The sequence below is a fragment of the Aureimonas flava genome (assembly GCF_003583935.1).
Lineage (GTDB): Bacteria > Pseudomonadota > Alphaproteobacteria > Rhizobiales > Rhizobiaceae > Aureimonas > Aureimonas flava.
Map to the genome: position 1 here is coordinate 226,085 of NZ_QYRN01000004.1, position 22,460 is coordinate 248,544.

Here is a 22,460-nt window from a genome sequence, read left to right on the forward strand (position 1 = left end):
GATGCCCGAATCACGGTTTGTTCTCGTAAGCATTCCTGCGCGGCTGGGAGCCGCGCAGGTTTATCTCGACTGTGGTCGCTTGCTCTAAAGGCAGCTAACCGTTCACGAGCAGCCCGACGTCGAGCCGCAGGTGTCGCATTTGAGGCAGGTGCCGTTGCGGACCATGGTGAAGTTCGAGCACTCGGAGCAGGAGTCTCCGGTGTATCCCTTCATCAGGGCCTGGGCCCGGCGTTCGGCGCTGGTAGCCTTGGCGGGAGCCTCGACGCGGGAGACGTCGCGCGCCGTCGCGGCGTAGGCGAGGGGGCTGTCGAAGAGACCCTGGGCCGGCGAGGCGTCGGCCACGGGGGCGGGCTCGTCCAGCGGCGCCGTCTCGTAGTCGCGCTTGAAGGCCGCCGCCTGGCTGCCGCCCATCGTCGCGGCGCCGCGGACCGGGGCGGAGGCCACGGTCACCGGGCGCGCGACCGCGCCGGTGCCGCCGGCGGGCTTCGACTGGCCGGCCGGTGCGCCCGACCCCTGCGCGTCCGAAGACACGAGGCGGAACTTCGCCGTCTGCCCGCGCACCATGCCGCTGGAGATCGGCAGGGCGGCCGGCTTGTCGCCTTCCACGCCGCGCCCGATGGTCGAGGCGCCGAAGTCCTCCGGCTGGACGTGGGCGAGGTCGTGGCGGCCGAGATAGGACACGGCCAGCTCGCGGAACACGTAGTCGAGGATCGACGTCGCGTTTTTGATCGCCTCGTTGCCCTGGACCATGCCGGCCGGCTCGAAGCGCGTAAAGGTGAAGGCCTCCACGTATTCGTCGAGCGGCACGCCGAACTGAAGGCCCAGCGAGATGGCGATGGCGAAGTTGTTCATCATCGCGCGGAAGGCGGCGCCTTCCTTGTGCATGTCGATGAAGATCTCGCCGAGGCGGCCGTCGTCGAACTCGCCGGTGCGCAGATACACCTTATGGCCGCCGACGATGGCCTTCTGCGTGTAGCCCTTGCGACGGTTCGGCAGCTTCTCGCGCTCGCGCACCACCTTCTCGATGACGCGCTCCACGATGCGCTCGGCGATCTCGGTCGCCTGCACCGCCGCGGGAGCGGCGGCGATCGCGGCCGCCGTCTCCTCGACCAGATCGTCCTCGTCGTCCTCGTCGGCGATCAGCGAGGCGTTGAGCGGCTGGGAGAGCTTGGAGCCGTCGCGATAGAGGGCGTTCGCCTTCAGCGCGAGCTTCCACGACAGCATGTAGGCGCTGTTGCAGTCCTCCACCGTCGCGTCGTTCGGCATGTTGATGGTCTTGGAGATCGCGCCCGAGATGAAGGGTTGCGAGGCCGCCATCATGCGGATGTGCGATTCCACCGAGAGCGAGCGCTTGCCGATGCGCCCGCACGGGCTGGCGCAGTCGAACACCGGCAGATGCTCGGCCTTGAGGAAGGGGGCCCCTTCCAGCGTCATCGCGCCGCAGACGTGGATGTTGGCGGCCTCGATATCCTTGCGGGAGAAGCCGAGGAAGGGGAGGAACTCGAAGGAGAAGTCGGCGAGCTGCTCGTCGGAGATGCCGAGCACCTCTTTGCAGAAGGCCTCGCCCAGCGTCCACTTGTTGAAGGCGAACTTGATGTCGAAGGCGCTCTTCAGCCCCTCGTTCAGCGCAGCGATCTGATCGTCGCCGAAGCCCTTGGCCCGAAGCGAGCCGGGGTTGACGGCAGGCGCCTGGTTGAGGTTGCCGTGGCCGACGGCGTAGGCCTCGATCTCGGCGATCTGCGCCTCGGAGTAGCCGAGCGTGCGCAGGGCTTCCGGCACGGCGCGGTTGATGATCTTGAAGTAGCCGCCGCCGGCCAGCTTCTTGAACTTCACCAGCGCGAAGTCCGGCTCGATACCCGTGGTGTCGCAGTCCATCACGAGGCCGATCGTGCCGGTGGGTGCGATCACCGAGACCTGCGCGTTGCGGTAGCCGTGCTTCTCGCCGAGCTCCTGGGCCTGCGTCCAGGCCTGCCGGGCGCGCGCCGACAGGCGCTTGTCCTTCAGCGAGGCGTGATCGAGCGGCACCGGATCGACCGCCAGGCCCTCGTAGCCGTTGGCGAGCCCCTGCGCGGCGCGCGAATGGTTGCGGATGACGCGCAGCATTCCGTCGGCGTTGCGCTCGTAGTCCGGGAAGGGACCGAGTTCGCGGGCCATCTCGGCGGACGTGGCGTAGGACACGCCGGTCATGATGGCCGACAGGGCGCCGCAGATCGCCCGGCCCTCGGCCGAGGAATAGGGGATGCCGGCCGTCATCAGCAGGCCGCCGATATTGGCGAAGCCGAGGCCGAGCGTCCGGTAGTCGTAGGAGCGCTGCGCGATCTCCTTGGAGGGGAACTGCGCCATCAGCACCGAGATCTCGAGCACGATCGTCCACAGACGCGTAGCGTGCTCGTAGGCGTCGACGTCGAAGCGGCCGTTGGCTTCGCGGAACTGCAGGAGGTTTATGGAAGCCAGGTTGCAGGCCGTGTCGTCCAGGAACATGTATTCGGAGCAGGGGTTCGACGCGTTGATCGCGCCGGCCGCAGCGCAGGTGTGCCAGTCGTTGATGGTGGTGTGGAACTGGATGCCGGGATCGGCCGAGGCCCAGGCGGCGTAGCCGATCCGGTCCCAGAGCTCGCGGGCCTTGAGCGTCTTCGTCACCTTGCCCGTGGTGCGGCCCACCAGCTTGTGCTCGCCGTCCTGCTCCACCGCCTGGAGGAACTCGTCGGTGACGCGCACCGAATTGTTGGAGTTCTGACCGGCGACGGTGAGATAGGCTTCCGAGTCCCAGTCCGTGTTGTAGACGGGGAAGTCGATGTCCGTGTAGCCCTGGCGCGCGAACTGGATGACGCGCTTGACGTAGTTCTCGGGCACCTGGGCGCGCTTGGCGTCCTTCACGGCGCGCTTCAGCACGGGGTTCACGTTGGGGTCGAAGCACTCGTCGCCGGTGCCGCCCTCGCAGTTGACGCAGGCCGACAGGATCGCCTTCAGGTGCTTCGACACGGTCTTGGAGCCGGTCACCAGCGCGGCGACCTTCTCCTCCTCGCGCACCTTCCACTGGATGTAGGCTTCGATGTCGGGATGGTCGATGTCGACCACGACCATCTTGGCGGCGCGGCGCGTCGTGCCGCCCGACTTGATGGCGCCCGCCGCGCGGTCGCCGATCTTGAGGAAGCTCATCAGGCCCGAGGACTTGCCGCCGCCGGCCAGCTTCTCGCCCTCGCCGCGCAGGGCGGAGAAGTTGGAGCCGGTGCCCGAGCCGTACTTGAACAGGCGCGCCTCGCGCACCCAAAGGTCCATGATGCCGCCCTCGTTGACGAGGTCGTCGGCGACGGACTGGATGAAGCAGGCGTGCGGCTGCGGGTGCTCGTAGGAGGAGGCCGAGCGCGTCAGCTCGCCGGTGCGGTAGTCGACGTAGAAGTGGCCCTGGCCCGGGCCGTCGATCCCATAGGCCCAATGGAGGCCGGTGTTGAACCACTGCGGCGAGTTGGGCGCGACCTTCTGGGTGGCGAGCATATACGCCAGCTCGTCGCGGAAGGCGCGCGCGTCCTCCTCCGACTGGAAGTAGCCGCCCTTCCAGCCCCAGTAGGTCCAGGTACCGGCAAGGCGGTCGAACACCTGGCGGGCATCCATCTCCGAGCCGGTGCGCTCAGCCTCGGGCAGGGCGGACAGGGCGTCCTCGTCGGCGACCGAGCGCCAGAGCCAGGAGGGGACGTCGTTCTCCTCGACCTTGCGCAGGGCCTTGGGCACGCCCGCCTTGCGGAAGTACTTCTGGGCGAGGATGTCGCTCGCGACCTGGCTGAACTGGGCAGGAACGTCGATGTCGGCCAGGCGGAAGACCACCGAGCCGTCCGGGTTGCGGATCTCGCTCGTGGCCTTGCGGAACTCGATGGAGTCGTAGGCGCCCTGGTCGGCCCGCGTGTATCGGCGTTCGATCTTCATGCCCATGGCTCTGCCCTCACGACGACCGGCTCGGATGGTCGACGCACCCTACGGATGCGGCATCTCGGCCAGTGAATTGAACTGATCCAGCGTGTCGGCACTAACGGTGGTAGCTTACGCGCTGCTGAACCCAAAATATGGTGTTCGGGCACCGAATGGCAGGGGCTTGCGCCAGGGGCGTTTTGGAGTCCGTTCCGGACATGCCCGATTCGATGCGGGAGCGGATCGCGCGAACCGCTCGCAAGGCTCGGAAAACCAACGCCGAACGGTGTCGGGGGACCAACGAGCCACACATTTAAATATTTTCCGGTCGGCGTCCGTCCCTGGCGGCGGCCTGTGGAGAACTGGGGACGACGACGTCTCGGAACGCCGGGACGGGTGGACCGATCGACGCCGGACTGAGGCAGTTTGGCACGTGTGCCGCAAGGCGGTGCGCTCCTTGAGCGCACGCCCGACCGCGACCTCAGGTCAGCCGGCCGAGCCCTTGGCGATGGGCGCCTGGAACGACAGGCCGAGATCCCATGGGAAGAAGATCCACGTGTCCTGGCTCACCTCGGTGATGAACGTATCCACCAGCGGCCGCCCCTTGGGCTTGGCGTAGACGGTGGCGAAATGCGCCTTCGGCAGCATGGCGCGCACCAGGGCCGCCGTCTTGCCGGTGTCGGTGAGGTCGTCGACGATCAGGATGCCGTCGCCGTCGTCCTCGCGCAGGGAAGGGGCGATGTCCTTGAGGACCTGCAGTTCCCCTTGCGTGTCGTACTCGTGATAGGAGGCGATGCAGACCGTCTCGATCAGGCGCGTGCCGAGCTCGCGGGCGATGATCGCGGCCGGCACGAGGCCGCCGCGCGTGATGCAGACGATCGCCTTCCACTCCGCGCGCTGCCCCGCCAGCCGCCAGGCCAGCGCCCGCGCGTCGCGGTGGAACTGCTCCCAGGAGACGGGAAAGGACTTCTCGGGGGTGGACATCGGCGACGACTCCTTGAACCTGCCGCACCCGTTATCGCGTCGGCGCGCGAGCGGCAAGCCGGAGGCTCAGGCAGGCTTGGCGCCCGCCGCGACAAGCCCTTCGATCATGGTGCGGATGTCGGCGGCGGCGTCGTCCCGGGCGGCCTCGCTGCGCGAGCGGACCACGAGCTCGGTCGTGCAGCGATGGCCGTCGAACTTCGGATAGGAGCCGATCGCCGTTTCGGGGTGCCGCTTCTGGATCTCGCCGAGCGGCCCGCCGACATCGCCTTCGCCGACGGGGCAGGGGATCGCGACGCTGGTCATCACGGGGCCGGCCGGCAGGGTCGGCAGCACGTTGTCGAGCATCGCGGTGAAGATTCCCGGCACGCCCGCCATCACGAACACGTTTTCCACGCGGAAGCCGGGCGCGACGGAGACCGGATTGTCGATCAGCGTGGCGCCGCGCGGCGTGCGCGTCATCCGGCGGCGGGCTTCGGTGAAGGGCAGCGAGCGGCCCTCGTAATAGGCGGCGAGCCGGCGCTCCGCTTCCGGATGGGGCTCCACGGCAAGGGCGAACGCCCGGCCCACCGCATCGGCGGTGATGTCGTCGTGCGTCGGGCCGATGCCGCCCGAGGTGAAGACGAAGTCGTGGCGCGCGCGCAGTGCGTTCAGCGCCGCGACGATCTCGTCCTCGACGTCCGGCACGATGCGCACCTCGCGCAGGTCGAGCCCGGCTAGCGTCAGCACCTGCGCCAGATGCGCGATGTTGCGGTCCTTGGTGCGGCCGGACAGGAGCTCGTCCCCGATCGCCAGCATCGCCGCCGTGTGAACCCTCGTCTCGTCGATCATCGAATCCCTCCGCGTGCCGCCCAAGGTTTGCGGCGAAACCGCGCCCGAGGGAAGGGCGGGCCCGACGGTGCGATCGGGTAAACGGTGCGTCACGTCGCGCCCCCTCGTATTCCGGGGCGCGAGGCGCTCTAAGTGCGGCCACGGAAAGGGTCCGGGCGCCGCCCGGACGGCCGACACGAGACGAGGTTGCGATGGCGAAGGTACTGGTTCTCTACTATTCGAGCTACGGCCATATCGAGACCATGGCGAAGGCCGTGGCCGAGGGCGCGCGCGAGGGCGGCGCCGAAGCCGATATCCGCCGCGTGCCCGAAACGGCGCCCGCCGAGGTGGTGAAGGCCGCGGGCTTCAAGGCGGACCACGACTTCCCCGAGGCCCAGCCGGAGGACCTGGCGAACTACGACGCGATCATCGTCGGCGTGCCGACCCGCTACGGCAACATGGCCTCGCAGATGGCCGCGTTCTGGGACCGTACGGGCGGCCTCTGGGCGCAGGGCAAGCTGATCGGCAAGGTCGGCGGCGCGTTCTCCTCCTCGGCGACCCAGCACGGCGGCAACGAGGCGACGATCCTTTCGGTCCACAAGACGCTGCTGCATCATGGGCTCGTGCTGGTGGGCCTGCCCTATTCGTTCCAGGGGCAGATGGCGTCGGACCAGATCGTGGGCGGCTCTCCCTACGGTGCGACCACCATCGCCAACGGCGACGGCTCGCGCCAGCCGAGCGAGATCGAACTCGACGGCGCCCGGTTCCAGGGCCGTCACATCGCGCAGATCGCGGGCAAGCTTTCGGCCTGATCGACCATGCCCGGCCCGTCGCGACGCGGCGGCCGGGCATGTCCACCCGTCGGCCGGCTTACCGGTGCGGCGTCTCGGCGAAGGAGGCGGTGTCCATGTCAGCGGACAGCGCGTCGCGCAGCCGGCCGAGCGCCAGATTGTCGCGGCGCAAGTGCAGCAGCAGGTCGGACGCTTTTTCGTCCCCGAACTCGAGCCAGGGATCGGACGGAACGGATGCTGACAAGGGGATGCGCTTGATTTCAGACATTGACCGATCCTCCTCGAACCGCCTCCATGGATCCAACCCTCGGCCCGAGATGAACACGCCGTCGGGCGGAAGACAAATGAAACCTGCGAAAGTGTTTGCGACACTTTCGCAGCCACATGCTGATCGGGTAGCCCGGCGCACCAAGTTTTGAGCGTTTCCGTACGCCCCGATTATTTGGTCTGATTTAAAGCCGGAAGATCGGGTCGCAAACGACCGATGTGGTGCAGGCGGCGGGACTCGAACCCGCATGCCACTCGGACAACGGATTTTAAGTCCGTCGCGTATACCGTTTCGCCACGCCTGCGACGCGCCGGACGCAATCTCGTCCTGCGCGGTGTCCGCTTCTAGTCCGGCGCGCGGCACGGCGGAAGGGGTGCGGCTTTACAAGTCGGCTCCGTTGCCGCATGGAGCGGGTCACGGAAACGCGATGGAAAGGGAGCGCGCGATGCCATTTGTTGCTTCGATCGGCGGAGTCCCGCTCCTGATTATCGGCGCCGGCGTCCTTTCGCTCTGACCGCCGCCCGATAGCGCGGTCGCCGAAAGCACGTCCGGCGGCGACGACAGGGCGCGCGAAGCGCATCGTCCCATCCCCACCGACCGGGCCACGGCCCCACCGATGTCCAGGCGCGCCGATCCGGCTTCGCGCCGTTCCGAGATATAGACACCTCCCATGCCGAACGCCGATTTCCGTCCGGGCGTCGAGGCGGCGCTGACCGCGCTGCGCGACCTGTTTCCCGAAACGCCCCTCCAACTCAACGAGCACCTGTCCCGCCGCTACGGCGCGCGCGTCTTTCTGAAGCGCGAGGACCTCACCCCCGTGCGCTCCTACAAGATCCGGGGCGCCTTCAACTTCATGCGCAAGCGCATCGAGGCGGGCGAGGCCGCCGCGCGCTTCACCTGCGCCTCGGCGGGCAACCACGCGCAAGGGTTCGCCTTCGCCTGCAAGCATTTCGGTCTCAAGGGCCGGGTCTTCATGCCGGTGACGACGCCGCAGCAGAAGATCGCCAAGACACGCATGTTCGGCGGCGACGCCATCGAGATCGAGCTGGTGGGCGACATCTTCGACGAAAGCTACGCTGCCGCGCGTCGCTACGCCGAGACCAGCGGCGCGGCCATGGTGCCGCCCTTCGACCATGCCGACATCGTGGAGGGTCAGGCGACCGTCGGGCTGGAGGTGATGCAGCAGCTCGGGACCGAGCATCCCGAGATGCTCGTGCTTCCGGTCGGCGGCGGCGGCCTCGCCTCGGGCATGACCCGCATCTTCGAGGGACCGGGTTCGCCTGACATTCGTCTGGTCGAGCCGCTCGGCGCGCCGAGCCTTCGCACCAGCCTGATCGAGGGGCGCCGCGTCCGTCTCGAGCAGGTCGACGGGTTCGTGGACGGTGCGGCGGTGGCCGAGATCGGGGCGCTGCCCTTCGAGATCCTGAGCCGCTTCACGCCCGAGCATGTCCTGCTGTGCCCGGAAGGCCGTCTCTGCCAGACCATGATCGAGATGCTCAACGTCGAGGGCATCGTGCTGGAGCCGGCCGGCGCGCTGGCGATCGACGCCCTGCGCGCGCTCGGCGGCGAGGTGCGCGGCAAGACGGTGGTGCTGGTCGTCTCGGGCGGCAACTTCGACTTCGAGCGCCTGCCCGACGTGAAGGAGCGGGCGCTGCGCTTCGAGGGGCTGAAGAAGTACTTCATCCTTCGCCTCGCCCAGCGCCCGGGCGCGCTGCGCGACTTCCTGGCGCTGCTCGGCCCGGAGGACGACATCTCGCGCTTCGAGTACCTGAAGAAGTCGGCGCGCGACTTCGGATCGATCCTCCTCGGCATCGAGACGCGCAACGCCGGAAACTTCGACACGCTGCTGGCGCGCTTCGCGGAGTCGGGCATCCGCTATCAGGACATCACGGACAACCAGATCATGTCGGATCTCCTGATCTGAGCGGATCCGTCAGGTGCCGAGGGTCCGGCGGAGCCAATCGGCGATCCGCCGGGCCAGGGGTTCGGTGGTGGCGGGCGAGCGGATGTCGCCCGCGATGACATGCTGCGAAGGGTCCGTGCTGTCGTCCACCAGGATCGTCTCGTGCGGGCCGCCCCAGCGCGCGGCGATGGCTTCCGTCCGCTCCGGCCGCACCACCTCGTCGCGCAGCGAATACACGAACAGCGCGGGCGTTCGGATCGCCGAAACGTCCAGACCGTTCGCAACTTCCGTAAGCCGGGCCATCGGCAGCAGCGCGGCGGTCGGGTAGGTGGCGGTCCAGACGCCGGTCGCAGCCTCCGCGGCGGGACGCTCCGAGCCGTAGGTCTGCGACGAGAGGTAGGGCATCAACTCGCGCGCGAAGGGAACGGTGAGCAGGAACGAGCGCCAGTCCCGGAGCGCGAAGTTGGGCGACACCTCGATTAGCGCGGCGAGCCCCTCCGACAGGTCCGGCCGGCTCGCCGCGACCGTCGAGAGCGTCGCGCCGGTGGAGGTGCCGATCACGACCACGCGTTCGCCGATCGCGCGCCCCACGGCCATGGCCTCGGCGAAGTCGTCGATCCAGTCGCCGACCTCCGCCTGCTCCATCGCAGCGGCGTCGCGGCCGTGGCCCGAAAGGCGGGTGTAGAAGAGGTTGGCGCCGAGCGCGCGCGCCACGTCGTCGGCGAGCGGGCGCGTCTCGCCCTTGGAGGCGGAGAAGCCGTGGATATAGACGATCGCCAGCGGCGTCTTGGCGCGCGAGGCGGGATACGCCCAGACGATCTCCTTCTCCGCCTGCGGGCGCAGGTTCGGCACGTTCGCCTCCTCGCCCGCAAGGTAGGCCACGGGGTCGGTGCCGATCACGGCCGGGTCGAACCGGGTGTCGAGGCGCACGGGCTCGCGCGGGCCGAAGGCCCATGCAAGCGCCAGCGCGACCAGCACGAGGCCGACCACGACCAGTGCGATGCGCCACAGGATGCGCCGCCTGCGTGCGGCGGCCGGCGTCGGCCCGGCCGCGCCGGGCTTCGGTGCGGGATCAGTCGTCGTCATGGGCGGCCGTGGTCACTTCGCGGGTTGAGACCGGGCGGAAGCCGACCTTCCGATAGAGAGGCAAGGCGGCGGGGTGATCCAAGGTGTTGGTCTCCACCGTCAGCGCGCTCGGCATCTCGTCGAAGCCGGCGACGATCGCCTGACTCAGGAGATGTCGCGCCAGCCCCTGGCCGCGGAATTCCGGCATGATGCCGAAATGGACGAGCCGCGTCTCGCGCGGGGCGCGGCCGGCGTCGAGCTCGAACCAGCCGGCCGGGGCGCCGTCGCAGTAGAGGATGCGCATGCGCACGTTGGGAGCGTGGATCTCGCGCGACAGGGCCTCGTCGCCGAGGTTGCGCGAGGTCCAGTGGTGGCCCCGGCCCACCGCCGCGTACAGGAAGCGGTAGTAGGCCAGGGGAATCTGCCGCACCTTGAGGACTTCGTAGACCCGGCCGTTGCGGGGCGCGGGCACGGGCGGCTCGGGAGGCTGGTGCATCACGAGCTGCGTGACGGTTGTCCTCAGAATGCGCATGGAGGTCGGTTCAAGTCCCCGGCTTGGCTGGTCCGCCTTCCACAGGCGTGTCGGGGCGCGAGCCCCATTCGGTCCAGGAGCCGTCATAGAGCTTCACATCGCTCTTGTGGAGCGAGGCCAGGGCGAAATTGATGGCGGCGGCGGTCACGCCCGAGCCGCAGGATGTGACCACGGGTGCGTCGAGGTCGATCCCCGCCTGCACGAACAGCCGCTCCAGCGCCTCCGGCGCCTTCAGGCGGCCGTCCTCGGACAGGTCCGAGGCGGGCAGCGAGTGCGCGCCCGGCATGTGGCCGCCGCGCACGCCGGGGCGGGGCTCCGGCGCCTCGCCGTGGAAGCGGGCGGCGGGGCGCGCGTCCGCGATCTGGCGCGAACCGCCGGCCACAATGGCGCGCATCTCGTCCAAGGTGGCAACCGCGCCCGCGTCGAACGTCGCCTCGAAGCGCGCCGGCGTCGGGTCGGGCTCGCCCGTTTCCACCGGCAGCCCCGACGCGACCCAGGCGGGAAACCCGCCGTCCAGGATGCGCACGTCCTTCGCGCCGAACGTTCGCAACATCCACCAGACGCGCGGCGCGCTGAACAGGCCCAGGCCGTCGTAGACGACGATCGTGTCAGTGCGACGGATGCCGAGCGCGCCGGCGGCCTGGGCGAACACCGCCGGCGAGGGCAGGGTGTGCGGCAGGTCGGAAGCGGTGTCCACCACCGCGTCCTGGTCGAAGAACACCGCGCCCGGAACGTGCCCGGCGATGTATTCGGGATGGGCGAACCGCCGCTGCGCCGGCAGGTACCAGGAAGCGTCGACGATCGACAGGCCGGGGCGGCCGATCTCCGCGCCGAGCTGCTGCGCGGAAACCAGGAACGGGTTGGTGGTCATCGCGGCCTCGCTGCGTGAAGGGCGTCGGTCTAGGCGGTCGGCGCGCCGAAACGAAGGCGGAAGCGGCGGTTGCTGCGCCCCTTCTTCTCGATCTTGGCGACGTGGATCTCGCCGATCTCCTGCGTCTCGCCGACATGCGTGCCGCCGCAGGGCTGGGAATCCACCGCGCCGTCCTCGCCGATGGCGACGACGCGCACCCGGCCGTTGCCGCGAGGCGGGCGCACGTTTGCGGATTTCACGAGGCCCGGATTGGCGTCGAGCTCCTCGTCGGTGATCCAGCGGGTGAACACCTTGTGGTTCTCAGCCACGAGCCTGGCGAGCGCGCGGGTCACCTCGTCCTTGTCGGTCTCGGCGTCGGGAAGGTCGAAGTCGAGCCGACCCTCGTCCTCGCCGACCGCCGCGCCGGTGACCGGGTAGGGGCACACGACCGTCAGGAGATGCATCGCGGTGTGCATGCGCATCAGCTTGTAGCGGCGCGGCCAGTCCACATGCAGGACGATCGTGTCGCCCGGGGCCGGCCGGTCGCCTTCGCCTTCGCCTTCGGCGATCTGCAGAACGATCGTCGCGCGGTCCTCGCCGTAGCGCGTGTCGGCGACGGCGATCTGCCGCCCGTCGCCGAGCTCGATCCAGCCCGTGTCGCCCGGCTGGCCGCCGCCCGCGGGGTAGAAGTTGCAGCGGTCCACCACGATGCCGCGCTCGCCCTCCAGCGCGACGACGCGCGCTTCCAGCGTCGAGAGATAGGCGTCCTCGAGATAGGCCGCTTCCGTTCGCGCCATGGCTCAGGCCGCCTCGTAGGGGATGTCGAAGCCGGGCTCGCGCTCCAGCCAGGCCGGCACGGGCAGGTTCTTCTCGCGCAGGAAGGCCGGGTTGAAGAGCTTCGACTGGTAGCGGTTGCCGTAGTCGCACAGGACCGTCACGATCGTGTGGCCCGGCCCCATCTCCCAGGCCATGCGGATGGCCCCCGCGATGTTGATGCCCGACGAGCCTCCGAGGCAAAGGCCCTCCTCGCCGATCAGGTCGAAGATGATCGGCAGCGCCTCCTGGTCGGGGATCTGGTAGGCGAAGTCCGGCGCGAAACCCTCGAGATTGGCGGTGACGCGTCCCTGGCCGATACCCTCGGTGATCGAGCTTCCCTCCGACTCGAAGGCACCGGTCGTGTAGTAGCTGTAGAGGGCGGCGCCCATCGGGTCGGCGAGGCCGATCTTGATGTGGCCGGAATGGCGCTTGAGGCCCATCGCGGTGCCTGCGAGCGTGCCGCCGGTGCCCACGGCGCAGATGAAGCCGTCGACCTGCCCGCCGGTCTGCTGCCAGATCTCCTCGGCCGTGGTGACCACATGGCCGTCGCGGTTGGCCGTGTTGTCGAACTGGTTCGCCCAGATCGCGCCGGCGGCCTCGGTGCCCGCCAGTCGCTCGGCGAGACGGCCGGACAGCTTCACGTAGTTGTTCGGGTTCTTGTAGGGGACGGCCGGCACCTCCACGAGCTGCGCGCCCCAGAGGCGCAGGGCGTCCTTCTTCTCCTGGCTCTGCGTCTCGGGAATGACGATCACCGTCCGATAGCCGAGCGCGTCGGCCACCATGGCGAGCCCGATGCCGGTGTTGCCGGCCGTGCCCTCGACGATCGTTCCGCCGGGCTCGATCAGGCCGCGGGCCTCGGCGTCGCGGATCATGAACAGGGCGGCCCGGTCCTTGACCGATTGGCCGGGATTCATGAACTCCGCCTTGCCGTAGATCTCGCAGCCGGTCAGCTCGGAAGCCTTGGCGAGGCGGATCAGCGGCGTGTTGCCGATGGCGTCTATGACGGCATTGTATCTGGGCATGAGATCCTGGCGGCCGGATTCGTTTGTTCGGACGGTAAGGTGCGGCGCCGGGCGAGACAAGAAAGGGGTTGCTGCGGGAAACCCGAAGGGCGCAACCCGTTTTCGCGAACGAGGAGGCGGAGCCCCAGTCGGTTTCAGGCGTGACCGGCGGGCTCCATGCGGTGGAGGTCGGTCCGTGGCGGCCGTGCGGGGCGCGCGCCGCCGCGCATCGCCTCGCTCAGCGCAAGAAGGTCGCCTTCCTCCGGTTTCCACCCGCAGGGGCAGCCGGCAGGGTCGAGATGGACCGCGGCTATCTCGCGATAGACCGCGCCCAGGGCGCGCGCCACGGACTCCAGGGCCGTGAGCGGCGGCGTGCGTCCGTCGCGCATCGCAGCCTCGAACAGCCGGGCGAGGCCCTGCCGGATCTCCAACTCCTGCGCGAGCGCGTCGGCCGATGTCGGCGCGCTCATGCGCGGGCGTCCGCGCGTTCGGCGGTTCCGACGAGGTCCACCACGCGCCGCGTCCGCCCGTCGAGGCCGGCATAGGACTGGAAGTCGTCCATCTCGCCGTGCCGGAGACGGCGCAGCGCCTCCCGCAGTTCGGCCGCCGAGACACGGCTGCGCACCATTTCCTGCACCACGACGGCACTGACCGGACCCAGGACGGCCAAGACTTCGACTGGTGTGACGACGCTCATCGCATGTCCCCGCGAGATTACCTGCAACAGGGTGGTCGTATCACACGAGGACTACTTCGCAAGTCGTTGGAATCAGATGATAATTATTCCAATTCCAAGCTTGTGGTCCGAGGCCGTCCGTCAGCCGAGCGCGGCTTGCGCCGCCGCGACGATGCGATCCTGCGTCGTCTCGTCGAGATAGGCGTGCATCGGCAGGCTGACCACCTCGTCGCACAGCCTGTCGGTGACGGGCAGCCCGTTGCCGCCGACCGGCCAGTGCCGGTAGGCGGTCTGCCGGTGGAGCGGCTTTCCGTAATAGATGACGGTGGGTACGCCCGCTTCCTTCAACGACGACATGAAGGCGTCGCGTCGTCCGTCCGGCACGCGGATCGTATATTGCGCCCAGGTCGACACGATGTCGTCGGCGATCGCCTGCGGCGCGGCGATGCCGGACAACGCGGCCGTGTAGCGGGCGGCGACGCGCATGCGCGCCTCGATCTCCTCGGAGAACAGCGTCAGCTTCTCGATCAGCACGGCGGCCTGGAAGGTGTCGAGCCGGCCGGTGAGGCCGAGACGGACGTTGTCGTACTTGTCGCTCCCACCGCCGTGGACGCGGATCGAGCGGAGGACGTCGGCGAGCGCCGCGTCGTCGGTCTGGATCGCGCCGCCGTCGCCGTAGCAGCCGAGCGGCTTGGCCGGATAGAAGCTCGTCGCCACCACATCGGCCCAGGCGCCGGCCATGCGACCGTCCAGCGTGGAGCCGAACCCCTGCGCCGCGTCCGAGATCAGGCGCAGGCCATGGTCGTCCGCGACGGCGCGGATCGCGGGGTAGTCGGCGATCTGCCCGAACAGGTCCACCGCGATGATCGCACGCGGCTTGAGCTGCCCCTTCGCGACCACCTCCTCGACCGTGCGGCGCAGGTGCGCCGGGTCCATGTTGAACGTGTCGGGCAGCACGTCCACGAAAACCGGCGAGGCGCCGACGAGGCCGACCACCTCGGCGGTGGCGGCAAAGGTGAAGCTCGGCACGAACACCGCGTCGCCCGGCCCGATGCCCCAGGCCATGAGCGGCATCAGGAGCGCGTCGGTGCCCGAGGCGCAGGAGATCGTGTGGGCCATGCCGCCGAAGTTGGAGAGCTTCGTTTCGAGCTCGGCGACGTCCGGCCCCATGATGAAGGAGCCCTGGTCCATGATGCGCGAGAAGCGGGCCTCCACGCGGTCGCGGATCCGGTCGCGCTGCGTGGCGAGGTCGATGAAGGCGATGGTCTGGCTCATGTCGGTCCTTCGGGATTCGCGCCCATGGCGGCGGGCCGTGCGGCCCATCCGGCCGGTCGCGGCGGGGTTGGAAGCGTCGGGTTGCAGGGCTACCGGTTCACGCCGGCAAATCAAGCGCGTTGCGCCCCCGCCGCATCACGTTTGGCTCCCGCCGCTCGCGGGGCGTGATGAGGTGGGCCCTTCGGCGGACAGCAGCGCACGATAGACGTCCTGGATCCGCGCCGCGACGTCGGCTTCGGTGAAGCCGTGCCGCGCGCGGGCCGCAGCGGCCGCGCCCATGCGCTCGGCCAGCGCCCGGTCGGCCGCCAGCCGCACGATCGCCGTCGCCAGCGCCGCCGCGTCCTCCACCGGCACCACGTAGCCGTCGACCCCGTCGCGCACGAAGCTGCGGCAGCCGGGCACGTCGGTGGTCAGTGACGGGCGCCCGCAGGCAGCGGATTCGAGAAGGGTGCGCGGCAGGCCCTCGCCGCCGCGCGAGGGCAGGCAGGCGACGTGGTGCTCGCGCCATACCGCGGCGGCCGAGGTGGTGGGGCCGTGCCAGGCGATGCCGGGCCGGCCGGACCACTCGCGCAGCGTCGCCGGCGGGATCGCCTTGGGATTCGACGGGTCGGGCGCCCCGTAGAGCGAGAGCGAGACGTCGAGGCCCCGGTCGCGCGCTTCGCGAACCGCCTCCACCGCCGTGTCGATGCCCTTCGACCACAGCATGCGCGACACCACCGCGATGCGCAGCGGGCCACCCGGCGGCAGCGGCGTTTCGGGATAGGCCGCCGGGTCGATCCCGGCCCCGCCGAGGATGGTGACATCGGGCGCCGACGGGTCGAGGCCGAGCAGCCTCGGGTCGTCTTCGTTCTCGAACACGAAGCGCGTGCGGCGCGTGGCGAGCGGCCCGCGGATGATCCGTCGCAGGGCGAGGCGCGCGGCGCGGCCCGTTCGGTCCGTCTTGGCGCCCAGGAAGCCAAGCCCGGTCAGCGCGTAGACCCGCCGGGGCAGGCCGGCCAGCGCGCAGGCCGCGCCGCCGACCAGGATCGGCTTGAGCGAGATGCAGTGGACGATGTCGGGCCGTTCCTGGCGCAGGATACGCGCCAGCCAAACGACCGTCGCCCCGGCCGCGAGCGGGTTGAGGCTGCGCCGCTCGGCCTCGAGCGGCCGGACGCGCGCGCCCGTCGCCTCGATCGCTGCCGCATGGTCGCGGACCCGGGCGATCACCGTCACGTCGAACCCCATCGCGACGGCGGCCCGCGCCATCGGCAGGAAATGCGAGGCGAAGAACCAGTCCTCGGTGACGACGAAGGCGAGCTTGGGCAAGCGGGGGCGGCTCCAGGGGACGATGGGTCCGGGTTAGCGGTCGGCGCGCGGAATGGAAAGGGCGGCGCGAGGACCCTATCCTTCGGGGCGACGGGAAAGGCATCGGCTCATGACGCTCGCGGACGCACTGGTTCTCCTTGGTTTCGTGGCGCTGTCGGGGCTGGTCGCGACGAGCGGCGTCCTGTTCCGGCCGGGCCCGTGGTACGCGGGCCTACGCAAACCGACATGGACCCCGCCGAACCGCGCCTTCCCGATCGTGTGGTCGATCCTCTACCTGCTGATCGCCTTGTCCGGCTGGCTGGTCTGGCGCGCCGCCGGCTGGCAGCCGGTCCCGTTCGTCCTGTTCGGCCTGCAGATGGCACTGAACTTCCTCTGGTCGTGGCTGTTCTTCGGCCTGCGTCGTCCGCTCTGGGCGCTGGCCGATATCGGGCTCCTCGCGCTCGCGGTGGCGCTCACGGCACTTGCCTTCGCCCCGCACAGCGCGACGGCCGCGCTGCTTCTCGTGCCGTATCTCGCCTGGGTGTGCGTGGCGGCGCTTCTGAACCTGTCGGTCTGGCGGCTCAACCGCGAACGGGGCGTCTTCGCCTGAACGCGGACGTGTTCGATTCGCCGGGGACGCCGCCTTGACCGTTCCGGTCCGGCGGGCGCAAAGCCCGGGTCGAAACCAGATCGGCTTCCCGGAGAATCGGCAGTGAGCTTTGCAATCTACCCGAGCCTGAAAGGCCGCACCGCCTTCGTCACAGGGGGTGCCTCGGGCATCGGCGCGGAAACTGTGCGTGCCTTCGCCGCGCAGGGCTCGCGCGTCGGATTCGTGGATATCGACGCGGCGCGCGGCGAGGCGCTGGCCGCCGAGCTCGGCGCCGACGTGGCCTTCGAGGCGTGCGACCTGCGCGATATCGACGCGCTGCGGGCGGCGTTCGGGCGGCTGAAGCAGCGCGTCGGCGCGGCCGGCGTCCTCGTCAACAACGCGGCGCGGGACGACCGGCACGGCTGGGAGGACGTGACGCCCGACTACTACGACGAGCGCATCGCCGCGAACCTGCGCCACGCGTTCTTCGCCACGCAGATCGTGGCGCCGGACATGATCGCCGCCAAGGCAGGCTCGATCGTCAATTTCGGCTCCAACTCCTGGATGCAGGCGAGCGGCGGCATGCCGGTCTACACCACCGCGAAGTCGGCGGTGCATGGCATGACCCGTTCCTTCGCGCGCGACCTCGGGGTCCACGGCATCCGCGTCAACACGGTCGTCCCGGGCTGGATCATGACCGAGCGCCAGAAGGAGCTCTGGGTCACGCGGGAGAGCCTCGACGCGCAGCTCGAGCGCCAGTGCCTGCCGGTGCCGGTCGAACCGGTCTACGTGGCGCGGATGGTGCTGTTCCTGGCGTCGGACGATTCGGCCATGTGCACGGCCAACAACTTCATGGTCGAGGCCGGCGCCCTCTGATCCACCCTCTCGACCGAACCGGCGCCGCGGCCGCCCGAGGGGCGACCGCTTCGTTTCCCGGCAGGGCGCAAGCCTCGCACGGGTTGCGACAGTTAACCCTCGGTTAAGCCTGAGGCGCTTAGATCGGCTGGCAACGAAACGTTAATCAAGATGACCGAAGCCTTACCCACACGCAAAGCGGTCCGCCTTCGCGGCCGGTCCTTCCTGGCCCTGGTGCTTTCGCCCGAGCTTCCCTTCGGCGAATGGCTCCATCAGTTGGACGACCTGGCGCGCCGCTCCACCGGCTTCTTCCTGGGTCGTCCGATCGTCCTGGACGTCGCCGGCCTGCCGATCACGCGCGAGCAGCTCGCCGAGCTTCTGGCCGAGCTGACCAAGCGCAACGTTCGGGTGATGGGCATCGAGGGCGCGCTGCCGTCCATCCTGGCGCCGGGCATGCCGCCGGAGATGAAGGGCGGGCGCAACGCGGCCGACATCGAGGTGCCGGAAACGCCGGCCGGCGAGGCGCCCAAGGGGCAGGCGAAGGCCGCCGCGGCCGTGCCCGACGCCAAGGTGCCCGAGGCGGTGCGCGCGACGCATGTGGCGACGACGCCGTCGCTCCTGATCGAGGAGCCGGTGCGTTCCGGCCAGTCGATCATCTTCCCGGAAGGCGACGTGACCGTGCTCGGCTCCGTCTCGTCCGGCGCGGAGGTGATCGCGGGCGGCTCGATCCACGTCTACGGCGCGCTGCGCGGCCGGGCACTGGCGGGCTCGGCCGGCAACGCCAACGCGCGCATCTTCTGCCGCAAGCTCGAGGCGGAGCTCATCGCCATCGACGGTCTCTACAAGACCGCCGAGGACATCGATCCGAAGATGCGCGGCCAGGCCGTCCACGTCTGGCTCGACGATACCGTGCTGAGGACGGTCGCCCTCGCGAACTGATCGCCATGACGGCGACGGCGGGACGACCGGAAGAGAACCCAAGGAAAAGGATGGCCCCCAATGGCTGAAGTGATGGTGGTGACATCGGGCAAGGGAGGCGTCGGAAAGACGACCTCGACAGCCGCGCTCGGCGCCGCGCTGGCACAGAACGGCCAGAAGGTGGTGGTCGTGGACTTCGACGTCGGTCTGCGCAACCTCGACCTCGTCATGGGTGCCGAGCGCCGCGTGGTCTACGACCTCATCAACGTGGTCCAGGGCGACGCCAACCTCAACCAGGCGCTGATCCGCGACAAGCGCGTCGACACGCTCTGCCTGCTGCCCGCCTCGCAGACGCGCGACAAGGACAACCTGACGCAGGACGGCGTCGACCGCGTGATGGACCAGCTCCGTTCGATGTTCGACTGGGTGATCTGCGACAGCCCGGCCGGCATCGAGCGCGGCGCGACCCTCGCCATGCGCCACGCCAACGTCGCGGTGGTCGTCACCAACCCCGAGGTCTCCTCGGTCCGCGACAGCGACCGCATCATCGGCCTCCTCGACTCCAAGACCCTGCGCGCCGAGAGCGGTGGGCGCATCGACAAACACCTGCTGCTGACGCGCTACGACACCGCCCGCGCCGAGCGCGGCGACATGCTGAAGGTCGACGACGTCCTCGAGATCCTGTCCATCCCGCTCCTCGGCATCGTGCCCGAGAGCGCCGAGGTGCTGCGCGCCTCGAACCTGGGCACGCCGGTCACCCTGAGCGACGCCGGCAGCGCCCCGGCCCGCGCCTACATGGACGCCGCCAAGCGCCTGATGGGCCAGACCATCCCGATGAACGTTCCCACCGACAAGAAGGGCCTCTTCGGGAAGTTCTTCAACCGGAGGGCCGCATGAGCCTGTTCGGTTTTTTCCAGCGACGCTCCACCACCACGGCGCCCGCCGCGCGTGAGCGCCTCCAGGTCCTCCTGGCGCACGAGCGCGCCGAGATCGGCCAGAACGATCTCGTCGCCGTGCTGCGCGAGGAGATCCTCGCGGTGATCGCCAAGCACATGCCGGTGAACCGCGACAAGGTGAAGGTGAAGATGGACCGCGGCGAGCAGATCTCGACCCTCGAGGTCGACATCGAGCTGCCGCAGCTGGCCACCGCCACCGCGCATTGATCGGTCCGGCGGCCCCGCGCCGCCGGTCCTCATCCTCCATCGCGAAAAGGAGATAGCGATGAACCGAGCCGAACTCCTGGTCCGCCTGCAACGCGTTCAGCAACTGCCGCAGATGCAGGGGCGCAACATCCGCAGCATCGCGGCGGTTCTTTCGATCGAGGCCCTGCAGAAGCACGTCGAGGTGTGCGAGGCGCAGGCCGAGAAGGCGGCGACCCGCCAATAGACGACACGGGGGCCCGGCGGAAACGCCGGGCCCTTTCCGTTGCGCGGTCCCGCGCGTCCGGCCGCCGACCTGCCGGCGCGGCGCCGCTCGGCTGCCCGAGGCTCGCGGGCACGCATATGTCGCCCTGCGTCTATCCGTCTCTCGAATCGCTCTCAGAGCGGACGGGACGCGAAGGCCGTGCGTTCGGTCCGGCGCCGACCGCGCGGGAGCATGGATTCCTCGCCCTCGACGGGCCCGCGCCGCTTTGCCGCCTCAAAATCTTAACAAGTTCGGAACCGAACCCCGATCCGCGGATTCCGCGAACTGGACGAGAGAAGGGTGGGGCTATGAGCACGACGGACATCATCGACGCCTACGAGGCCGGGTTGATCACGCGCGACGAGGCGGTGGAACAGGGTCTCGTCGACAATCTCGACGCACTGTACGAGAAGGGCCCGCGCGCCGCCGGCTGGGCTCCGCGCGGCCGTCTCGCGGGAGCTCGCAGCCACGCCGGACGCTGACGGCCCGGCCTGTCCAAGGCGGATGCCACACCGTAAGAAGCTCTCGCAGAACCGAACGATTCGGAGAGTTTCATGAGCATTCGTCGTATCGAACCCGGCCGTCGCATGAGCGCGGCGGTGGTGCACGGCAACACGGTGTATCTGGCCGGACAGGTCGGCAATCCCGGCGAGGACGTCACGCAGCAGACGCAGACCGTTCTCGCCGAGATCGACCGGCTGCTCGCCGATGCGGGCACGGACAAGTCGAAGATCCTGTCGGCGACCATCTGGCTCGCCGATATGGCGGACTTCGCGGCGATGAACGCGGTCTGGGACGCCTGGGTGGACCCGGCGAACCCGCCGGCGCGCGCGACCGGCGAATCGGCACTCGCCACGCCGGACTACCGCGTCGAGATCATCGTCGTCGCGGCGATCTGAGATCGCACGGGCTGGGGCGGCGGCTGCGGTCTCCGCCTCCGCCGCTCGCCCGTGAGGGGGCGTCGGCCCATGGGGTCCGGCGCTTCCGGTCTTCGCCTCAGTAGGCGCCCTTGCCGTTGATCAGGCTGTAGGGCGTCGCGAAGAGGATGTAGAAATCCAAAAGCAGCGACCAGTTCTCGATGTAGAACAGGTCGTGCTCGAAGCGCTTCTGCAGCTTCACGTCGTCGTCGATCTCGCCGCGCCATCCCTTGAGCTGCGCATAACCGGTGATCCCGGGCTTCACCTTGTGGCGGCCGAAATAGCCGTCCACGATCTCGGTGAAGGTGATCTGGGCGCTGGATTGCGCGTGCACGGCGTGGGGGCGCGGGCCGACCAGCGACAGGTTGCCGATCAGCACGTTGAAGAGCTGCGGCAGCTCGTCGATCGAGGAGCGGCGGATGAAGCGCCCGACCCGCGTGACGCGAGGGTCGCCCTTGGTCACCAGCTTGCGGGCCGTCGGGTCGGCCATGTCGTGGCGCAGCGAGCGGAACTTCCAGACGAGGATCTCCTCGTTGTTGAAGCCGTGGCGCTTCTGGCGGAAGAAGACCGGGCCCGGCGTGTCCAGCTTGATGGCGATCGCGGTAACCACCATGATCGGCATCACCGCCACCAACGCCGCGACGCCGAAGACGAGATCGAAGCCGCGCTTGGCGACCTTGCTCCAGTCGGCGATCGGGCGATCCATGATGTCCAGCATGGGCACGTCGCCCATGTAGGAATAGGAGCGCGAGCGGAAGCGCAGATTCTGCGACAGCGCCGAGATGCGTATGTCGAGCGGAAGCACCCACAGCGACTTCAGGATGGAGAGGATACGCTTCTCCGCCGAGAGCGGCAGGGTGACGACCAGCATGTCGATCTTGGCGATCCGAGCGAACTCGGTCAGTTCGGCGATCGTGCCGAGCTTGGGATAGCCGGCGACGAGCTGGGGCGACCGGGCGTCCTCGCGGTCGTCGAATATCCCGCAGATGCGGATGTCGCTGTAGGGATGAGCCTCGAGTTGGCGGATAAACTGCTCCGCCGCCCCGCCGCCGCCGACCAGAACCACGCGGCGCTCCAGTCGACCCGTTCGGCTCCAGTGGCGGATGCGGTGCGCCAGCACGCGGCGGCCGAGCGTCATCGTGGCCATGGACGCCGCGACGTAGGCCGCGAGGCAGGCGGCACCGGCGACGTCGGCCGCGCCCGTCAGCCCGGCGCAGAGCGCGGTCGCCAGCGCGCCGGACACGAGCGCGATGGCGATGCGGGCCGGCTGTCGGCGCTGCGAGCTGAGCTGGGAGAGCTCGTAGCCGTGAAGCAGGGCGAGCGACGCGAGCGCGACGCCGGCGAAGGGGAGGATCAGAAGCGCGTCGGCGAGGCGATCGAAGGCGGCGAGGACCGCCGAGCCGATCAGCAGCAGCGCCAGGAACTCGCCCGCTCCGAACAGGCCGGACAGGAGCCGGGGCGACAGGACGTTCCGTCCGAACTGCTCGGCCACGCGGCGAGCATGCGGGTTGAGGACGCTGGCCTCGACGATCCGGGGTCTTCGATCGGGCTGGAACGTGCGAATCGCTTCGCGCGCGAAGGTTGCCTGCTCGCTTCGATTGGCGGCCATTCCGAAGGTCCTC

At 69.3% G+C, this 22,460-nt stretch carries 24 protein-coding genes and 1 tRNA gene; 10 read left to right on the top strand and 15 right to left on the bottom strand.

The window, feature by feature from the left end; all coding sequences use genetic code 11:
* Positions 1 to 102: 102 nt before the first annotated feature.
* The 3 genes from D3218_RS08755 to D3218_RS08765 form a co-directional block, all read right to left on the bottom strand.
* Positions 103 to 3,921 (bottom strand): vitamin B12-dependent ribonucleotide reductase, encoded by a 3,819-nt coding sequence (locus D3218_RS08755; protein ID WP_119539894.1) that lies wholly within the window; start codon positions 3,919 to 3,921, stop codon positions 103 to 105.
* 468 nt (positions 3,922 to 4,389) lie between these two features.
* Positions 4,390 to 4,887, bottom strand: a complete 498-nt coding sequence (gene gpt / locus D3218_RS08760) for a xanthine phosphoribosyltransferase (protein ID WP_119539614.1) — start codon at positions 4,885 to 4,887, stop codon at positions 4,390 to 4,392.
* A 66-nt stretch (positions 4,888 to 4,953) separates the two neighbouring features.
* Positions 4,954 to 5,715 carry a competence/damage-inducible protein A gene (locus tag D3218_RS08765; RefSeq protein ID WP_245414980.1) on the bottom strand — a complete coding sequence of 254 codons (762 nt, stop codon included), beginning with the start codon at positions 5,713 to 5,715 and terminating at the stop codon, positions 4,954 to 4,956.
* Positions 5,716 to 5,906: 191 nt separating this feature from the next.
* Between D3218_RS08765 and wrbA the strand changes: the two genes are divergently transcribed.
* Positions 5,907 to 6,506: an NAD(P)H:quinone oxidoreductase gene (wrbA, locus tag D3218_RS08770; RefSeq protein WP_119539615.1), complete on the top strand. Its 600-nt coding sequence runs from the start codon at positions 5,907 to 5,909 to the stop codon at positions 6,504 to 6,506.
* A 58-nt stretch (positions 6,507 to 6,564) separates the two neighbouring features.
* On the opposite strand, the gene D3218_RS08775 is transcribed toward wrbA, so the two are convergent.
* Positions 6,565 to 6,753: a hypothetical protein gene (locus D3218_RS08775; RefSeq protein WP_119539616.1), complete on the bottom strand. Its 189-nt coding sequence runs from the start codon at positions 6,751 to 6,753 to the stop codon at positions 6,565 to 6,567.
* A gap of 219 nt (positions 6,754 to 6,972) precedes the next feature.
* A tRNA-Leu gene (locus tag D3218_RS08780) sits at positions 6,973 to 7,057 on the bottom strand.
* 366 nt (positions 7,058 to 7,423) lie between these two features.
* Between D3218_RS08780 and ilvA the strand changes: the two genes are divergently transcribed.
* Positions 7,424 to 8,677 (top strand): threonine ammonia-lyase IlvA, encoded by a 1,254-nt coding sequence (ilvA, locus tag D3218_RS08785; RefSeq protein WP_119539617.1) that lies wholly within the window; start codon positions 7,424 to 7,426, stop codon positions 8,675 to 8,677.
* A 9-nt stretch (positions 8,678 to 8,686) separates the two neighbouring features.
* Here ilvA and D3218_RS08790 read toward each other — a convergent pair whose 3' ends face one another.
* The 9 genes from D3218_RS08790 to D3218_RS08830 form a co-directional block, all read right to left on the bottom strand.
* Positions 8,687 to 9,742, bottom strand: a complete 1,056-nt coding sequence (locus D3218_RS08790; RefSeq protein WP_119539618.1) for an alpha/beta hydrolase — start codon at positions 9,740 to 9,742, stop codon at positions 8,687 to 8,689.
* Complete coding sequence (locus D3218_RS08795; protein WP_119539619.1) at positions 9,729 to 10,253, bottom strand: GNAT family N-acetyltransferase; 525 nt, start codon at positions 10,251 to 10,253, stop codon at positions 9,729 to 9,731. Before D3218_RS08795 ends, D3218_RS08790 begins: the two co-directional genes overlap by 14 nt.
* Positions 10,254 to 10,263: 10 nt before the next feature.
* Positions 10,264 to 11,124, bottom strand: a complete 861-nt coding sequence (sseA, locus tag D3218_RS08800; RefSeq protein WP_119539620.1) for a 3-mercaptopyruvate sulfurtransferase — start codon at positions 11,122 to 11,124, stop codon at positions 10,264 to 10,266.
* Positions 11,125 to 11,153: 29 nt separating this feature from the next.
* On the bottom strand, positions 11,154 to 11,900 hold the full coding sequence (locus D3218_RS08805; RefSeq protein ID WP_119539621.1) for an alanyl-tRNA editing protein: 747 nt from the start codon (positions 11,898 to 11,900) through the stop codon (positions 11,154 to 11,156).
* Positions 11,901 to 11,903: 3 nt separating this feature from the next.
* Positions 11,904 to 12,941 (bottom strand): cysteine synthase A, encoded by a 1,038-nt coding sequence (locus tag D3218_RS08810; RefSeq protein ID WP_119539622.1) that lies wholly within the window; start codon positions 12,939 to 12,941, stop codon positions 11,904 to 11,906.
* Between the two features lie 134 nt (positions 12,942 to 13,075).
* On the bottom strand, positions 13,076 to 13,390 hold the full coding sequence (locus tag D3218_RS08815; RefSeq protein WP_119539623.1) for a hypothetical protein: 315 nt from the start codon (positions 13,388 to 13,390) through the stop codon (positions 13,076 to 13,078).
* On the bottom strand, positions 13,387 to 13,617 hold the full coding sequence (locus D3218_RS08820; protein ID WP_136625075.1) for a hypothetical protein: 231 nt from the start codon (positions 13,615 to 13,617) through the stop codon (positions 13,387 to 13,389). The genes D3218_RS08815 and D3218_RS08820 overlap by 4 nt, the downstream gene beginning before the upstream one ends.
* Before the next feature lie 120 nt (positions 13,618 to 13,737).
* Positions 13,738 to 14,871, bottom strand: a complete 1,134-nt coding sequence (locus tag D3218_RS08825; RefSeq protein WP_119539626.1) for a DegT/DnrJ/EryC1/StrS family aminotransferase — start codon at positions 14,869 to 14,871, stop codon at positions 13,738 to 13,740.
* Positions 14,872 to 15,006: 135 nt separating this feature from the next.
* Positions 15,007 to 16,176: a glycosyltransferase family 4 protein gene (locus D3218_RS08830; protein ID WP_119539627.1), complete on the bottom strand. Its 1,170-nt coding sequence runs from the start codon at positions 16,174 to 16,176 to the stop codon at positions 15,007 to 15,009.
* Between the two features lie 109 nt (positions 16,177 to 16,285).
* Between D3218_RS08830 and D3218_RS08835 the strand changes: the two genes are divergently transcribed.
* From D3218_RS08835 to D3218_RS08860, 8 genes are all read left to right on the top strand, one after another.
* Positions 16,286 to 16,765: a TspO/MBR family protein gene (locus D3218_RS08835; RefSeq protein WP_119539628.1), complete on the top strand. Its 480-nt coding sequence runs from the start codon at positions 16,286 to 16,288 to the stop codon at positions 16,763 to 16,765.
* 102 nt (positions 16,766 to 16,867) lie between these two features.
* Positions 16,868 to 17,620: an SDR family NAD(P)-dependent oxidoreductase gene (locus D3218_RS08840; protein WP_119539629.1), complete on the top strand. Its 753-nt coding sequence runs from the start codon at positions 16,868 to 16,870 to the stop codon at positions 17,618 to 17,620.
* A gap of 150 nt (positions 17,621 to 17,770) precedes the next feature.
* Positions 17,771 to 18,538, top strand: a complete 768-nt coding sequence (gene minC, locus D3218_RS08845) for a septum site-determining protein MinC (RefSeq protein ID WP_119539630.1) — start codon at positions 17,771 to 17,773, stop codon at positions 18,536 to 18,538.
* Positions 18,539 to 18,598: 60 nt separating this feature from the next.
* Positions 18,599 to 19,414: a septum site-determining protein MinD gene (minD, locus tag D3218_RS08850; protein WP_119539631.1), complete on the top strand. Its 816-nt coding sequence runs from the start codon at positions 18,599 to 18,601 to the stop codon at positions 19,412 to 19,414.
* Complete coding sequence (gene minE / locus D3218_RS08855) at positions 19,411 to 19,680, top strand: cell division topological specificity factor MinE (protein WP_119539632.1); 270 nt, start codon at positions 19,411 to 19,413, stop codon at positions 19,678 to 19,680. Before minD ends, minE begins: the two co-directional genes overlap by 4 nt.
* Positions 19,681 to 19,738: 58 nt before the next feature.
* Positions 19,739 to 19,903, top strand: a complete 165-nt coding sequence (locus tag D3218_RS19690; protein WP_168990465.1) for a hypothetical protein — start codon at positions 19,739 to 19,741, stop codon at positions 19,901 to 19,903.
* Positions 19,904 to 20,229: 326 nt separating this feature from the next.
* Positions 20,230 to 20,403: a hypothetical protein gene (locus tag D3218_RS19695; protein ID WP_168990466.1), complete on the top strand. Its 174-nt coding sequence runs from the start codon at positions 20,230 to 20,232 to the stop codon at positions 20,401 to 20,403.
* A 72-nt stretch (positions 20,404 to 20,475) separates the two neighbouring features.
* Entirely contained in the window at positions 20,476 to 20,820 is a 345-nt protein-coding gene (locus tag D3218_RS08860) for a RidA family protein (RefSeq protein ID WP_119539633.1), read from the top strand.
* A gap of 97 nt (positions 20,821 to 20,917) precedes the next feature.
* On the opposite strand, the gene D3218_RS08865 is transcribed toward D3218_RS08860, so the two are convergent.
* Entirely contained in the window at positions 20,918 to 22,447 is a 1,530-nt protein-coding gene (locus tag D3218_RS08865; protein WP_119539634.1) for an undecaprenyl-phosphate glucose phosphotransferase, read from the bottom strand.
* Positions 22,448 to 22,460 lie beyond the last annotated feature (13 nt).

What these genes read in the sequence shown, in the direction of transcription:
- D3218_RS08755 (WP_119539894.1), bottom strand. Translation starts at nt 3,921, where the DNA reads ATGAAGATCGAACGCCGATACACGCGGGCCGACCAGGGCGCCTACGAC.
- gpt (WP_119539614.1), bottom strand. Translation starts at nt 4,887, where the DNA reads ATGTCCACCCCCGAGAAGTCCTTTCCCGTCTCCTGGGAGCAGTTCCAC.
- D3218_RS08765 (WP_245414980.1), bottom strand. Translation starts at nt 5,715, where the DNA reads ATGATCGACGAGACGAGGGTTCACACGGCGGCGATGCTGGCGATCGGG.
- wrbA (WP_119539615.1), top strand. Translation starts at nt 5,907, where the DNA reads ATGGCGAAGGTACTGGTTCTCTACTATTCGAGCTACGGCCATATCGAG.
- D3218_RS08775 (WP_119539616.1), bottom strand. Translation starts at nt 6,753, where the DNA reads ATGTCTGAAATCAAGCGCATCCCCTTGTCAGCATCCGTTCCGTCCGAT.
- ilvA (WP_119539617.1), top strand. Translation starts at nt 7,424, where the DNA reads ATGCCGAACGCCGATTTCCGTCCGGGCGTCGAGGCGGCGCTGACCGCG.
- D3218_RS08790 (WP_119539618.1), bottom strand. Translation starts at nt 9,742, where the DNA reads ATGACGACGACTGATCCCGCACCGAAGCCCGGCGCGGCCGGGCCGACG.
- D3218_RS08795 (WP_119539619.1), bottom strand. Translation starts at nt 10,253, where the DNA reads ATGCGCATTCTGAGGACAACCGTCACGCAGCTCGTGATGCACCAGCCT.
- sseA (WP_119539620.1), bottom strand. Translation starts at nt 11,124, where the DNA reads ATGACCACCAACCCGTTCCTGGTTTCCGCGCAGCAGCTCGGCGCGGAG.
- D3218_RS08805 (WP_119539621.1), bottom strand. Translation starts at nt 11,900, where the DNA reads ATGGCGCGAACGGAAGCGGCCTATCTCGAGGACGCCTATCTCTCGACG.
- D3218_RS08810 (WP_119539622.1), bottom strand. Translation starts at nt 12,941, where the DNA reads ATGCCCAGATACAATGCCGTCATAGACGCCATCGGCAACACGCCGCTG.
- D3218_RS08815 (WP_119539623.1), bottom strand. Translation starts at nt 13,390, where the DNA reads ATGAGCGCGCCGACATCGGCCGACGCGCTCGCGCAGGAGTTGGAGATC.
- D3218_RS08820 (WP_136625075.1), bottom strand. Translation starts at nt 13,617, where the DNA reads ATGAGCGTCGTCACACCAGTCGAAGTCTTGGCCGTCCTGGGTCCGGTC.
- D3218_RS08825 (WP_119539626.1), bottom strand. Translation starts at nt 14,871, where the DNA reads ATGAGCCAGACCATCGCCTTCATCGACCTCGCCACGCAGCGCGACCGG.
- D3218_RS08835 (WP_119539628.1), top strand. Translation starts at nt 16,286, where the DNA reads ATGACGCTCGCGGACGCACTGGTTCTCCTTGGTTTCGTGGCGCTGTCG.
- minC (WP_119539630.1), top strand. Translation starts at nt 17,771, where the DNA reads ATGACCGAAGCCTTACCCACACGCAAAGCGGTCCGCCTTCGCGGCCGG.
- minD (WP_119539631.1), top strand. Translation starts at nt 18,599, where the DNA reads ATGGCTGAAGTGATGGTGGTGACATCGGGCAAGGGAGGCGTCGGAAAG.
- minE (WP_119539632.1), top strand. Translation starts at nt 19,411, where the DNA reads ATGAGCCTGTTCGGTTTTTTCCAGCGACGCTCCACCACCACGGCGCCC.
- D3218_RS19690 (WP_168990465.1), top strand. Translation starts at nt 19,739, where the DNA reads ATGAACCGAGCCGAACTCCTGGTCCGCCTGCAACGCGTTCAGCAACTG.
- D3218_RS19695 (WP_168990466.1), top strand. Translation starts at nt 20,230, where the DNA reads ATGAGCACGACGGACATCATCGACGCCTACGAGGCCGGGTTGATCACG.
- D3218_RS08860 (WP_119539633.1), top strand. Translation starts at nt 20,476, where the DNA reads ATGAGCATTCGTCGTATCGAACCCGGCCGTCGCATGAGCGCGGCGGTG.
- D3218_RS08865 (WP_119539634.1), bottom strand. Translation starts at nt 22,447, where the DNA reads ATGGCCGCCAATCGAAGCGAGCAGGCAACCTTCGCGCGCGAAGCGATT.